Consider the following 13,229-nt stretch of genomic DNA (forward strand, 5'->3'; position numbering starts at 1 on the left):
GGCCGGGGGCATGCTCGGGTTATCGCCGGTCCGCCGGGCGGTGAAACGGGCAAAGCGGTCACGAAACCGAGACCTCACCCGTCCGCGCAGGTCAGCGGGGCGATAGGGCTCGATAGTCACACTATCCAATGGGACGTCGGAGAGCCGGGCGGCGCGCTCTCGCGCCCCCCGGCTCTCGTTTGTCCGGTCAGCTCTCGCCGGTCAGCTCTGGCCGGTCAGGGTGGCGACCAGGTCGGCGGCGGTGCGGCAGCGGTCCAGGAGGGCGCCCACGTGCTGCTTGGTGCCGCGCAGCGGCTCCAGGGTCGGGACGCGCTGGAGCGACTCACGGCCGGGGACGTCGAAGATGACGGAGTCCCAGGACGCGGCGGCGACGGACTCGGCGTACTGGCGCAGGCAGCGGCCGCGGAAGTAGGCCCTGGTGTCCTCCGGCGGGTCCTCCACGGCGGCCTGGACCTCGGCCTCGGTGACGACCCGGTCGATGCGGCCGCGGTCGACGAGGCGGTTGTAGAGGCCCTTGTCGGGGCGGATGTCGGTGTACTGCAGGTCGACGAGCTGCAGGCGCGGGTGCGACCAGTCGAGGCCGTCGCGGCTGCGGTAGCCCTCCAGGAGGGACAGCTTGGCGACCCAGTCGAGTTCGCGGGACAGCTGCATGGGGTCGTCGCCCAGGCGGTGCAGGACCGACTCCCAGCGGTCGAGGACGTCCTTGGTCATCTCGTCGACGTCGGCGCCGAAGCGGTCCTCGACGTACTTGCGGGACTGCTCGAGGTACTCCATCTGGAGCTGGACGGCGGTCATCTTGCGGCCATCGCGGAGGGTGAGCAGGTGCTTGCAGGACGGGTCGTGGGAGACGGCGCGGAGTGCGGCGACGGGCATGTCGACGGACAGGTCGACGGTGAGGAAGCCGTCCTCGATCATGGCGAGGACGAGCGAGGTGGTGCCGAGCTTGAGGTAGGTGGACAGCTCGGCCATGTTGGCGTCGCCGATGATGACGTGCAGCCGCCGGTACTTCTCGGGGTCGGCGTGGGGCTCGTCGCGGGTGTTGATGATGGGCCGCTTGAGGGTGGTCTCCAGGCCGACCTCGACCTCGAAGAAGTCGGCGCGCTGGCTGATCTGGAAGCCGTCGCCGCGGCCGTCGACGCCGATGCCGACGCGGCCGGCGCCGCAGACGACCTGGCGGGAGACGAAGAAGGGGGTGAGGTGCCGGACGATGTCGGCGAAGGGGGTCTCGCGGCGCATGAGGTAGTTCTCATGGCAGCCGTAGGAGGCGCCCTTGTTGTCGGTGTTGTTCTTGTAGAGCTGGATGGGGTGGGTGCCGGGGACGAGGGCGGCGCGCTGCGCGGCGTCGGCCATGACGCGCTCGCCGGCCTTGTCCCAGAGGACGGCGTCGCGGGGGTTGGTGCATTCGGGCGCGGAGTACTCGGGGTGGGCGTGGTCGACGTAGAGCCGGGCGCCGTTGGTGAGGATGACGTTGGCGAGGCCAAGGTCCTCGTCGGTGAGCTGGGTGGGGTCGGCGACCTCGCGGGCGAGGTCGAACCCGCGGGCGTCGCGCAGCGGGTTCTCCTCTTCGAAGTCCCAGCGGGCCCTGCGGGCCCGCGCCGCGGAAGCCGCGAGGTAGGCGTTGACGACCTGGGAGGAGGTCACCATCGCGTTGGCCCCTGGCTGTCCCGGTACGGAGATGCCGTACTCGGTCTCGATGCCCATCACCCGCCGAACAGTCATATCGTCGAGCCTATCGGGGCGGCGGGGGTGGAGCCACGGGACCGGGGTGTGGCGGGGGTTGCGGCGTGGCGGCGCGGGCTGCGGCGGTGCGGCCGGACGCGGGCGCGACGGCCCCCCTTCCGGGGAGCCGCCGCGCGGTTGCCGTCATGGTGCGGGGCGTTACAGGTACTGGCCGGTGTTGGCGACGGTGTCGATGGACCGTCCGGCCTCGGCGCCCTTGGTCCCGGAGACGAGGGTGCGGATGTAGACGATCCGCTCCCCCTTCTTGCCGGAGATGCGGGCCCAGTCGTCGGGGTTGGTGGTGTTGGGCAGGTCCTCGTTCTCGCTGAACTCGTCGACGCAGGCGGCGAGGAGGTGGGTGACGCGCAGCCCCTTCTGGCCGGTGTCGAGGAACTGCTTGATGGCCATCTTCTTGGCGCGGTCGACGATGTTCTGGATCATCGCGCCGGAGTTGAAGTCCTTGAAGTAGAGGACTTCCTTGTCGCCGTTGGCGTAGGTGACCTCCAGGAAGCGGTTCTCCTCGGTCTCGGCGTACATGCGCTCGACGGTCCGCTGGATCATGGCGTCGACGGTGGCCTCGGCGGAGCCGCCGTGCTCCTTGAGGTCGTCGGGGTGGAGCGGGAGTCCGCCGAGGATGTACTTGGAGAAGATGTCCTTGGCGGACTCGGCGTCGGGCCGCTCGATCTTGATCTTGACGTCGAGCCGGCCGGGGCGCAGGATCGCGGGGTCGATCATGTCCTCGCGGTTGGAGGCGCCGATGACGATGACGTTCTCCAGGCCCTCGACGCCGTCGATCTCGCTGAGCAGCTGCGGGACGATGGTGTTCTCGACGTCGGAGGAGACTCCGGAGCCGCGGGTGCGGAAGATGGAGTCCATCTCGTCGAAGAAGACGATGACGGGGGTCCCGGCGGACGCCTTCTCGCGGGCCCGCTGGAAGACGAGGCGGATGTGCCGCTCGGTCTCGCCGACGTACTTGTTGAGCAGTTCGGGGCCCTTGATGTTGAGGAAGAAGCTCTTGCCCTCCTGGCCGGTCTTCTCCGCGACCTGCTTGGCGAGGGAGTTGGCGACGGCCTTGGCGATGAGGGTCTTCCCGCAGCCGGGCGGTCCGTAGAGGAGGACGCCCTTGGGCGGGCGGAGCTGGTGCTCCCGGAACAGGTCGGCGTGCAGGTAGGGAAGTTCCACGGCGTCGCGGATCAGTTCGATCTGGGAGCCGAGGCCGCCGATCTCGTTGTAGGAGATGTCGGGGACCTCTTCGAGGACGAGTTCTTCGACCTCGGCCTTGTGGATCTTCTCGTAGGCGTAGCCGGACCTTGATTCGAGCATGAGGGAGTCGCCGGCGCGGAGGGGGACTCCGCGCAGCGGCTCGGCGAGCTTGACGACGCGCTCCTCGTCGGCGTGCGCGATGACGAGTGCGCGTTCGCCGTCGTCGAAGAGTTCCTTGAGCATGACGACTTCGCCCTGCTCTTCGAACTCGAGGGCCTCGACGACGTTGAGGGCCTCGTTCAGCATGACCTCTTGGCCGCGCTGGAGTTCGTCGATCTCGACGGCGGGGCTGACGTTCACGCGCAGCTTGCGCCCGCCGGTGAAGATGTCGACGGTCCCGTCGTCGCGGGCTTCGAGGAAGACGCCGAATCCGGACGGTGGTTGTGCGAGCCTGTCGACCTCCTCCTTGAGCGCCACGATCTGTTCGCGAGCCTCTTTGAGGGTCGCTACGAGTCGCTCGTTCTGGCCGGTTACGGCGGCCAGGTTTGCCTGCGCCTCATGGAGGCGTTCTTCCAGCACACGTACTTGGCGCGGGGATTCCGCGAGCTTGCGGCGCAGCACGGAGATCTCCTCCTCCAGGAAGGAGATCTGCGTTTGGAGGTCCCTGACCTCCTTTTCGTGCTGCGCCCTGCGCGCCCCAGCATCGTCACGAGCGGCCACGCCCCGTCACCTCCTCACGAAGAGAGCCGACGACCTACTGAGACCCTACCTATCTGGAGGGCTTCCGTAACCTGCCCATTCGGTGTTCGTGTCGTGCGGGTGTCTTCCGGGAGGGTTGGGAGGGGTGCTGTGGGGGTGGTGCGGGGCGTGGGGTTACGGGGTGTGGACCTGGGGGTCCGGGGGGTCGGGCGTGTCGTGACGGGGGGTTTGCCGAGTTCGGTGGGTGTGCGCGGGGCGGGGTGGGGGCCGGGCGCGGTGCGGCGCGGCGGGGCCGGCCGGATTGTGATCTAGGACTCGGTGGGGTGCCCGGGCGCGTCGGCGGTGCCGGTGGTGGTGCCGCCGGCGGGTTCCGCGCCGGGCGTGTCGCCGTGGGGGGCGTCGCCGGGGGCGGGGTGGGCGCCCTTGGCGGGGCGGCGGCGGCGGGCGGGCGGGGTGACGCCGTCGGCGAGGCGGCGGGCGGTGACGAGGAAGCCGGTGTGGCCGACCATGCGGTGGTCGGGGCGGACGGCGAGTCCGTCGACGTGCCAGGAGCGGAGCATGGTCTCGAAGGCGTAGGGCTCGGCGAAGGAGCCCTGGGCGCGGAGGTCTTCGACGACGCGGGACATCTGGGTGGTGGTGGCGATGTAGGCGCAGACGAGGCCGCCGGGGATGAGGGCCTTGGCGACGGCGTCGAGGGTCTCCCAGGGGGCGAGCATGTCGAGGACGACGCGGTCGGCGTCGGTTTCGGCGAGGGCGTGTTCGAGGGAGCCGACGGTGAGGCGCCAGGCGGGGTGGGGGCCGCCGAAGAACTTCTCGACGTTGCCGCGGGCGATGTCGGCGAAGTCGGGGCGCCGTTCGTAGGAGGAGACGAGGCCGTGCTCGCCGACGGCGCGCAGCAGGGAGCAGGTGAGGGCGCCGGATCCGGCGCCGGCCTCGATGACGCGGGCGCCGGGGAAGATGTCGGCCATGGCGATGATCTGGGCGGCGTCCTTGGGGTAGACGACGGCGGCGCCGCGGGGCATGCGGAGGGTGAAGTCGGCGAGGAGGGGGCGGAAGGCGAGGTACTCGATGCCGCCGGTGGAGCGGAAGACGCTGCCTTCGGGGCTGCCGATGATGTCGTCGTGGGGGATGGAGCCCTTGTGGGAGTGGTAGAGCTTGCCGGGCTGGAGGGTGATGGTGTTGATGCGGCCCTTGGGGTCGGTGAGCTGAACCTGGTCGCCGGGGCGGAAGGGGCCGTGGGGGATGCGGCCGAGGGCGGGGGCGGGTCCGGTGGGCTGGGGTTCGCTCATGGTGGTCAAGGCTAGCGGCGGGCGCGGGCAGGTCGGGCCGCCGCGGGGCGGCGGCGGCCCGTGCGGTGCGGGGCCGGGCGCGCTGCGGGTTCCGGTGGGTCAGATGCCGGTGAAGGTGTGGTCGATGTCGCTGACGGCGAGGACGCCGTAGAGGCGGCCGTCGGGTTCGACGAGGAGGTATTCGGAGGCGGGGGCGCGGCGGAGGGCGTCGAGGAGGTCGTCGCCGGCGAGGTCGGCGGGGAGGGTGAGGTCGTCGTGGACGCCGCGGGAGAGTTCGCCGGCGGTGACCCAGGGGCGGCGGTGCTCGGGGGTGGCGGTGACGGCCTTCTCGTTGACGAGGCCGAGGGGGCGGCCGTCGTGGTCGGCGATGACGATGGCGCCGGAGTGGTCGGCGTGGGCGCGGCGGATGGCCTCGGCGAGGGGGGTGTCGGCGGTGACGAGGGTGGCGCGGCGGGCGAGGCGGCGGGCCGACAGCAGGGGGATGCGGTCGCGGACGCGTTCGGCGCGGATGGCCTGGGTGGCGCCGACCCAGATGAAGGAGGCGATGAGGGCGGACCACAGGAGGGCGAGCCAGCCGATGCCGCCGTCGGCGGCGGTGGTGGTGTAGGTGGCGAGGTAGGCGCCGGCGATGAGGCAGCCGATGGCGACGGCGCGGCCGACCCAGCCGGCGAAGATGGCGCCGCTGCGGGCGCGTCCGGTGGCCTTCCAGACGGCGGCGCGGACGAGGCGGCCGCCGTCGAGGGGGAGGCCGGGCAGGAGGTTGAAGAGGCCGACGAGGAGGTTGGCGAAGGTGAGGGCTTCGAGGAGCAGGAGGGCGACGTCGGGGAGGGCGAGGGTGGCGTGGGCGAGGAGGCCGAGGCCGGCGAGGACGAGGTTGGTGAGGGGGCCGGCGAAGGCGATGAGGAATTCGCGGCCGGGGGTGGGGGCCTCGCGTTCGATGGAGGTCTCGCCGCCGAGGACGTGGAGGGTGACGGAGCGGACGGGGAGCCCGAAGATGCGCGCGGTGACGGCGTGGCTGAGTTCGTGGACGAAGACGGAGCCGTAGAGCAGGACGGCGTAGGTGAAGGCGACGAGGTAGCTGAGGGGGCGGTCGGCGACGCCGTGGACCTGGCCTTCGAACATGACGGTGACGAGGACGGCGACGAGGAACCAGCTGGGTGAGACGTAGACGGGGACGCCGAGGACGCGGCCCATGGACAGGCCGGGTCGCTGGGGGCGGCGGTCGTCGTGGCCGGGGCCTCCGGCGGGGGTCCTGCCCTGGGTCGGGGGCGCGCTGTTCGTCACGTCTTCGATGCTACGGCCCCCGGCGGGGGTGCGGTGCCGCCGGTGGCGGCGGGCGGGGCGGGGCGGGTGCGGGGCGGGCGGGCTGCGCGTGCGGGGCGGGTGCGGGATTTTCGTCGGGGGTGTCGCCTAGTCTGCTGTGCCATGACGACGACCGAGGCGGGTAGTGAGGCGTCCGTTCCGTCCGCGCGGGGCGGGGGCGGGGGTGCGGGGGACGTCGCGGTGGTGGGGTCGTTGTCGCCGTCCCGGGCAGGCGATTTCATGACGTGTCCGCTGCTGTATCGGTTCCGGGTGATCGACCGGATCCCGGAGCGTCCGAGTGCGGCGGCGGTGCGGGGGACGCTGGTGCACGCGGTGCTGGAGCGGCTGTTCGACCTGCCGACGGGCGGGCGGACGCCGGAGGCGGCGCTGGAGATGCTGGGGCCGGAGTGGGAGCGGCTGCTGGCGGAGGAGCCGGAGCTGGCGGGGCTGTTCGGGGACGGGGAGGCCGGGGACGCCGAGCGCGCGCAGTGGCTGGGGCAGGCGCGGCGGATGGTGGAGCGGTACTTCGCGCTGGAGGATCCGCGCCGGCTGGAGCCTGCGGAGCGTGAGCTGTTCGTGGAGACGGTGCTGGAGTCGGGGCTGAAGCTGCGGGGGTACATCGACCGGGTGGACGTGGCGCCGAGCGGTGACGTGCGGATCGTGGACTACAAGACGGGGACGGCGCCGCGGGCGGATTTCGAGGCGCGGGCGCTGTTTCAGATGAAGTTCTACGCGCTGGTGCTGTGGCGGTCGCGGGGGCGGGTGCCGCGGTTGCTGCAGTTGATGTACCTCGGCAATGGCGAGATCCTGCGGTACGAGCCGGACGAGGCGGATCTGCGGGCGACGCAGCGGAAGGTGGAGGCGCTGTGGGCGGCGATCCGGCGGGCGATGGACAGCGGCGAGTGGCGGCCGCGGGCGGGCCGGTTGTGCGACTGGTGCGATCACAAGGAGCGGTGCCCGGAGTTCGGGGGCACTCCCCCGCCGCTGCCGGAGGTGCCGGTGCGGCGCCCGTCGCCGGCCGATCTGGAGGTCTCCGAGGTCGCGGTGCGCGAGCACGGGGATCTGTAGGGCGGCGGGGCGGCGCGGCGGTCTGAGGGGACTCGCGGGGGCCGCCCGGGCGTCGTCCGTCGCCGGGGGGGTGCGGCCGCGGATTCCGCGTGCTGCCGGGCGCTGCGGGCGGCGGAGGCGCCGTCCGCTGGGGCGGTGCGGGCTCATCCTTGGGGATGACGGCGGATCCGCGTTCAGGAGGGGCCGGGACCTGCCGCGACCTCCTAGGGTGAGTGTCGTGTCACCCCGCATCCGTGGTCTTCATGCCGCCCGTGCCTGGCTGCAGGCGCGTCCGATGGCGGCCGACGCCGTGCTGGCGGTCGGGCTGCTGCTGCTGGGGCTGCCGCAGCTGTGGCTGGAGGAGCTTCCGCGGGGCGAGGAGTTCGCGGGGTTCCGGTCGCCGGACGGGTGGAACGCGCTGCTGGTCGTCGTGGTGGCGCTGGCGCTGGTGTGGCGGCGCCGGCATCCGCTGCCGGTGCTGCTGTTCATCATCGCCGGTGAGCTGGCGATGGCGGTGATGCAGTATCCGCCGAGCGTGCCGGACGTGGTGGCGTTCCTGATCGCGGTGTACAGCGTGGCGGCGCACCGGGGGCTGGCGCAGAGCGCGCTGGGCGGGCTGGTCGGGTTCGTGTACTTCCTGGTGTATCTGCTGGTGCTGCCGGTGTCGGCGGAGCCGGTGGTGATCATCACTGATTCCGCGCTGGTGATCGGCGTGTGGATGCTGGGGCGGAGCCTGCGGCTGCGGCGGGCGTACTTTACGGAGCTGGAGGACCGGGCGGCGCGGCTGGAGCGGGCGCGGGGCACCGACGCGCGGGCGGCGCGGATCGAGGAGCGGTCGCGGATCGCGCGGGAGCTGCACGACGTGGTGGCGCACCATGTGAGCGTGATGACGGTGCAGGCGGGCGCGGCGCGGCGGATCATCGACCGGGATCCGGGGAGCGCCCGGGAGGCGATGTCGACGATCGAGGAGGTCGGGCGGACGGCGCTGAGCGAGATGCGGCGGATCGTGGGGGTGCTGCGCACGGACCGGGACGCCGAGCAGGCGGGCCGGGAGCTGGCGCCGCAGCCGGGTCTGGGGGATCTCGGGGAGCTGCTGGACCATGTGCGGGAGACGGGCCTGTCGGTGCAGCTGTGGATCGAGGGTGAGGCGCGGCCGCCGTCGCCGGGGGTGGACGTGGCGGCGTTCCGGCTGATCCAGGAGGCGCTGACGAACACGTTGAAGCACGCGGGTCCGCAGGCGCGGGCGTGGGTGCGGCTGTACTACGGGGACGCGGACCTGACGGTGGAGGTCGAGGACGACGGGCGCGGCACGGCGACGATCATGGCGGGCAACGGGGACAATCCGGGGCACGGTCTGGTCGGCATGTACGAGCGGGTGGCGCTGTACGGTGGCGAGTTGAGGATCGGGCCGCGGGTCGGCGGCGGGTTCGGTGTGCGGGCCCGTTTCCCCCTGGAGGCGTGAGTCCCGCTTGGGCGTGTGCTCCCGGCCGTCGGTTGCCGGTGGGCGGGAGGGTAGGCAGGAGCGTCGTGAGGCGAGGAGCGGGAACGATGGAGCGACGGGGCCGGTACTGCGCCGGGGTGACGCGATGACGGCGGTGCGGGTGCTGCTCGTCGACGACCAGCCGCTGCTGCGGACGGGGTTCCGGCTGATCCTGGAGGCGGAGGCCGATATCGCGGTGGTCGGTGAGGCCGGGGACGGCGCGGCGGCGGTGGAGCTGACGCGGTCGCTGCTGCCGGACGTGGTGCTGATGGACATCCGGATGCCGGGCGTGGACGGGATCGAGGCGACCCGGCGGATCATCCGGGAGGGCGCGGCGTCGCATGATCCGAAGGTGCTGATCCTGACGACGTTCGATCTGGACGAGTACGTGATCGAGGCGGTGCGGGCGGGGGCGTCGGGGTTCCTGCTGAAGGACTCGCCGCCGGAGGACCTGGTGCAGGCGATCCGGATCGTGGCGGCGGGCGACGCGATCGTGGCGCCGTCGGTGACGCGGCGGCTGCTGGACAAGTTCGCGACGCGGCTGCCGGCGGTGCGGGACCAGTCGCCGCCGCCGGGGCTGGACACGCTGACCGAGCGGGAGCGGGAGGTGCTGTCGCATGTGGCGCGGGGGCAGTCGAACGCGGAGATCGCCGCGGAGCTGGTGGTGAGCGAGACGACCGTGAAGACGCATGTGGGGAACGTCCTGGCGAAGCTGGGGCTGCGGGACCGGGTGCAGGCGGTCGTGTACGCGTACGAGACGGGTCTGAGCAGGCCGGGGCAGAGCTGACCGGCGCTCCCCCGCGTGGCCGGTCGGGGCGGTGTTCCCGGGCCGGTGTCAGGGTCGGTCCCTGAGTCGACCCTGACGCCCGCCCCCGCGGGGACTACTCCCGGAGGACGACGGGTGGAGGGTGCCTCCTGCCGTGGGTGGACCGGCAAGTCCGTTCCTGGGGTGCATCCTTCGGGTTCGCGGGGCTTCTAGGGTTCTGGGTGTCGGATCGCCGGGGGCTCGTGCGCGGTCCGGTCCCATCCAGTCCACTCACACCAGTCCACTCACATCCGGGAGTCTCCAGTGACGAACACCGCCCCTTCGACCGCCGGCGCGGAGTCCGCGCCCGGGGCGGGCGACTTCGCCGCACGGACCCAGCAGATCGCGAAGGTGTACGGGCGCGGCGACGCCCAGGTCGTCGCGCTCGACGGGGTCACGGTCGGCATTCCCCGCGGCCGGTTCACCGCGATCATGGGCCCGTCGGGGTCGGGGAAGTCCACGCTGATGCACTGCATGGCGGGGCTGGACTCGGTCGACTCCGGGCAGGTGTTCATCGGCGGCACCGAGCTGACGGCGCTGAAGGACAAGCAGTTGACGCGGCTGCGCCGCGACAAGATCGGTTTCATCTTCCAGGCGTTCAACCTGGTGCCGACGCTGACGGCGCTGGAGAACATCACGCTGCCGATGGACATCGCCGGCCGCAGGGCCGACCGGGAGTGGCTGGACCTGGTCATCGACACGGTGGGGCTGCGGCCGCGGCTGAAGCACCGCCCGGCGGAGCTGTCGGGCGGGCAGCAGCAGCGGGTGGCGTGCGCCCGCGCGCTGGCGTCCCGCCCGGAGATCATCTTCGCGGACGAGCCGACGGGGAACCTGGACTCGCGGTCGGGCGCCGAGGTGCTCGGCTTCCTGCGCGACTCGGTGCGCCGGATGGGCCAGACGATCGTGATGGTGACGCACGACCCGTCGGCGGCGGCGTACGCCGACCAGGTGCTGTTCCTGTCGGACGGGCAGATCGTCGACACGATGGCCGAGCCGACGGCGGAGCGGGTGCTGGAGCGGATGAAGGGCTTCGACGGCGCGGCGCCGGCGGCGGGCGCGGAGGTCTCGGCGCGATGATGGGGAAGGTCACGCTCCGCAATCTCGCGGCGCACAAGATCAGATTGGTGCTGACGGCGGTCGCGGTGATCCTCGGCGTGGCGTTCGTCGCGGGCACGCTGATCTTCACCGACAGCATGAACAAGCAGTTCGACGACCTGTTCAGCCGGATCGGCACGAACGTGGCCGTGGACGTGCGGGCCAAGAAGGTCGTCGGCGGCGACACCGACGGCTACGCGGCGCAGCCGGTCCCGGCGAGCGTCCTGAAGGCCGTCGGGGGCGTCGAGGGCGTCAAGGATCCCAAGGGCAACGTCAACGGGTACGCGGCCGTCGTCGGCAAGGACGGCGAGCTCGTCGGGACGGCGCAGAACGGGCCGCCGCAGCTCGGCGTGAACTGGACGGGCGGCGACGGGACCTACGAGCTGGCGTCGGGCCGCGCCCCGCGGGGGCCGGGCGAGGTCGTGATCGACGCGGCGACCGCGAAGAAGGGCGAGCTCGCGCTCGGGGACGTCACGCAGGTCCTCACCGCGGGCCCGCCCGCGCGGATGACGGTCGTCGGGCTGATCGACACCGGGAACCTGATGGGCGCGACCGTCACCGGGTTCGACACGCCGACGGCGCAGAAGCTGATGCTGAAGCCCGGGTACTTCTCCGACATCGAGATGGGCTCGTCGGGCCCGTCGCAGGAGGAGCTGCGGGACCGGGTCGCGAAGGTGCTGCCGCAGGGCATGGAGGCCGTCACCGGCGAGGAGCTCCGCGAGGAGTCCAAGAGCGACATCGCGCAGATGATGGGGTTCTTCCGGACGTTCCTGCTGGTGTTCGCGCTGATTTCGATCTTCGTCGGGGCGTTCATCATCTTCAACACGTTCTCGATGCTGGTCGCGCAGCGCACCCGTGAGCTGGCGCTGCTGCGCGCGGTCGGCGCGGCGCGCGGGCAGGTGACGCGGGCGGTGATCGGCGAGGCCGTCGCGGTCGGCGTGGTCGGGTCGACGCTGGGCCTGGCGGCCGGGGCGGGGCTGGCGTCGCTGCTGCAGACGCAGATGGGCGACGCCGGGCAGGGCGGCCTGACGTTCACCGCGACGCCGGTGATCTGGTCGTACGCGGTCGGGATCGTGGTGACGGTGGTGTCGGCGTACTTCCCGGCGCGGCGCGCCGCGAAGGTCCCGCCGGTGGCGGCGATGCGCGACGACGTGGCGCTGCCGCAGCGGTCGCTGCGGATCCGGGTGGCGCTCGGGTCGCTGCTGACCCTGGCCGGCGCGGGCCTGATCGGGGTGGGGCTGGCCGGCGACGGCGGCAACCCGGTCGTGCCGGTCGGCGCGGGCGCGTTCGCGGTGTTCATCGGCGTCGCGATGCTCGCGCCGGTGATCAGCGTGCCGGTGCTGAAGGTGCTCGGCGCGCCGTTCGCGCGGCTGATGGGCTCCCCCGGGCGGCTGGCGCGGCAGAACGCGCTGCGCAACCCGCGCCGCACCGCGGCGACGGCCGCGGCGCTGATGATCGGGCTGGCGCTGATCACCACGGTGAACGTGCTCGGCGCGACGATGCGGGCCTCGATCGACGAGCAGGTGGACGCGCAGTTCGGCGCGGACTACCTGGTGCAGTCGCAGGGCCCCGGCGGGGTGAACGCCGAGGCGCGGCGCAAGATCGAGCAGACGCCCGGGGTGGTGGCGGTGTCGCCGACCTACGACGCCCGCGCCGAGATCAAGGGCAAGGACGTGTACTACCTGGCCGGCGACCTGCCGGCGCTGGCGAAGGCGGCGCGGCTGAAGATGGTGTCGGGCACCGCGTCCGGCGGGCCGGCGTCGATCATGGTGGACGAGGGCACCGCGCAGGACCAGGGCTGGAAGGTCGGGACGGCGGTGCCGATGCGGTTCACCGACGGCGAGACCGAGCGGCTGACGGTGGCGGGCGTGTACGCCAAGAGCGACCTGATCGGGCCGCGGCTGGTGTCCGAGCAGGCGCATCTGCGGCACACGGTGCGGCCCACGGTGTCGATCATGGTGGTGGACGCGGCGCGGGCGGACGCGGCGACGAAGTCGGCGCTGGACCAAGCGGTGCGGGCGTACCCGAACCTGGAGGTCGCCGACCAGGCGAAGCTGAAGGACGACGCCCGCAAGCAGATCGACGGGTTCGTGACGTTCCTGACGATCCTGCTGGTCATGTCGGTGATCATCGCGGCGGTGGGGGTGGTGAACACCCTGGCGCTGTCGGTGATCGAGCGGACCCGGGAGATCGGGCTGCTGCGCGCGATCGGGATCTCCCGGCGGCAGCTGCGCCGCATGATCCGGCTGGAGTCCATCATGATCGCGGTGTTCGGCGCGGTGCTCGGCATGGGCATCGGGGTGGCGTTCGGCGCGGCGCTGCAGAACGCGCTGGCCGACCAGGGCCTCGGGGTCCTCGCCGTCCCGTTCGGGACGCTGGGGGTGTACCTGGTGGTCGCGGCGCTGATCGGTGTGCTGGCGGCGCTGTGGCCGGCGTGGCGGGCGGGGCGCATGGACGTCCTGAAGGCCATCTCCACCGAGTAGCCGGCGGCGGGCCGCCGGGACCGGCGGCCCGCACGAGCCGAAAGGACCCGGTCCCTCCGCGTGGAGGGGCCGGGTCCTTGTCGTTGCGGGCCGCACCGGCCGCCGGA

The 13,229-nt window shown here is 72.3% G+C and carries 9 protein-coding genes; 5 read left to right on the top strand and 4 right to left on the bottom strand.

From position 1 onward, the window contains the following. Nucleotides 1-201 precede the first annotated feature (201 nt). The 4 genes from dop to HUT06_RS22690 all read right to left on the bottom strand — a co-directional run bounded on the left by dop (nt 202) and on the right by HUT06_RS22690 (nt 6,194). Nucleotides 202-1,719 carry a depupylase/deamidase Dop gene (dop, locus tag HUT06_RS22675; RefSeq protein ID WP_176197566.1) on the bottom strand — a complete coding sequence of 506 codons (1,518 nt, stop codon included), beginning with the start codon at nt 1,717-1,719 and terminating at the stop codon, nt 202-204. 159 nt (nt 1,720-1,878) lie between these two features. After that, nucleotides 1,879-3,642, bottom strand: coding sequence for a proteasome ATPase (arc, locus tag HUT06_RS22680; RefSeq protein ID WP_176197567.1), 1,764 nt, complete (start codon nt 3,640-3,642; stop codon nt 1,879-1,881). Between the two features lie 287 nt (nt 3,643-3,929). Beyond that, nucleotides 3,930-4,910, bottom strand: coding sequence for a tRNA (adenine-N1)-methyltransferase (locus tag HUT06_RS22685; protein ID WP_176197568.1), 981 nt, complete (start codon nt 4,908-4,910; stop codon nt 3,930-3,932). Nucleotides 4,911-5,009: 99 nt separating this feature from the next. Further along, nucleotides 5,010-6,194 carry a site-2 protease family protein gene (locus HUT06_RS22690; protein WP_254715330.1) on the bottom strand — a complete coding sequence of 395 codons (1,185 nt, stop codon included), beginning with the start codon at nt 6,192-6,194 and terminating at the stop codon, nt 5,010-5,012. A 141-nt stretch (nt 6,195-6,335) separates the two neighbouring features. On the opposite strand from HUT06_RS22690, the gene HUT06_RS22695 reads away from it, so the two are divergent. The 5 genes from HUT06_RS22695 to HUT06_RS22715 all read left to right on the top strand — a co-directional run bounded on the left by HUT06_RS22695 (nt 6,336) and on the right by HUT06_RS22715 (nt 13,122). After that, nucleotides 6,336-7,280, top strand: a complete 945-nt coding sequence (locus HUT06_RS22695) for a PD-(D/E)XK nuclease family protein (protein ID WP_176197569.1) — start codon at nt 6,336-6,338, stop codon at nt 7,278-7,280. 274 nt (nt 7,281-7,554) lie between these two features. After that, nucleotides 7,555-8,721 carry a sensor histidine kinase gene (locus HUT06_RS22700; RefSeq protein ID WP_254715331.1) on the top strand — a complete coding sequence of 389 codons (1,167 nt, stop codon included), beginning with the start codon at nt 7,555-7,557 and terminating at the stop codon, nt 8,719-8,721. A gap of 124 nt (nt 8,722-8,845) precedes the next feature. Beyond that, nucleotides 8,846-9,526: a response regulator transcription factor gene (locus HUT06_RS22705; RefSeq protein WP_176197571.1), complete on the top strand. Its 681-nt coding sequence runs from the start codon at nt 8,846-8,848 to the stop codon at nt 9,524-9,526. 282 nt (nt 9,527-9,808) lie between these two features. Then, nucleotides 9,809-10,621 carry an ABC transporter ATP-binding protein gene (locus tag HUT06_RS22710; RefSeq protein ID WP_176197572.1) on the top strand — a complete coding sequence of 271 codons (813 nt, stop codon included), beginning with the start codon at nt 9,809-9,811 and terminating at the stop codon, nt 10,619-10,621. Next, nucleotides 10,618-13,122, top strand: coding sequence for an ABC transporter permease (locus tag HUT06_RS22715; protein WP_254715332.1), 2,505 nt, complete (start codon nt 10,618-10,620; stop codon nt 13,120-13,122). Before HUT06_RS22710 ends, HUT06_RS22715 begins: the two co-directional genes overlap by 4 nt. The last annotated feature ends 107 nt before the right edge of the window (nt 13,123-13,229 follow it).

The organism is Actinomadura sp. NAK00032 (assembly GCF_013364275.1).
Taxonomy (GTDB): Bacteria; Actinomycetota; Actinomycetes; order Streptosporangiales; family Streptosporangiaceae; genus Spirillospora.

What these genes read in the sequence shown, in the direction of transcription:
- HUT06_RS22685 (WP_176197568.1), bottom strand. Translation starts at nt 4,910, where the DNA reads ATGAGCGAACCCCAGCCCACCGGACCCGCCCCCGCCCTCGGCCGCATC.
- HUT06_RS22695 (WP_176197569.1), top strand. Translation starts at nt 6,336, where the DNA reads ATGACGACGACCGAGGCGGGTAGTGAGGCGTCCGTTCCGTCCGCGCGG.
- HUT06_RS22700 (WP_254715331.1), top strand. Translation starts at nt 7,555, where the DNA reads ATGGCGGCCGACGCCGTGCTGGCGGTCGGGCTGCTGCTGCTGGGGCTG.
- dop (WP_176197566.1), bottom strand. Translation starts at nt 1,719, where the DNA reads ATGACTGTTCGGCGGGTGATGGGCATCGAGACCGAGTACGGCATCTCC.
- HUT06_RS22715 (WP_254715332.1), top strand. Translation starts at nt 10,618, where the DNA reads ATGATGGGGAAGGTCACGCTCCGCAATCTCGCGGCGCACAAGATCAGA.
- HUT06_RS22705 (WP_176197571.1), top strand. Translation starts at nt 8,846, where the DNA reads ATGACGGCGGTGCGGGTGCTGCTCGTCGACGACCAGCCGCTGCTGCGG.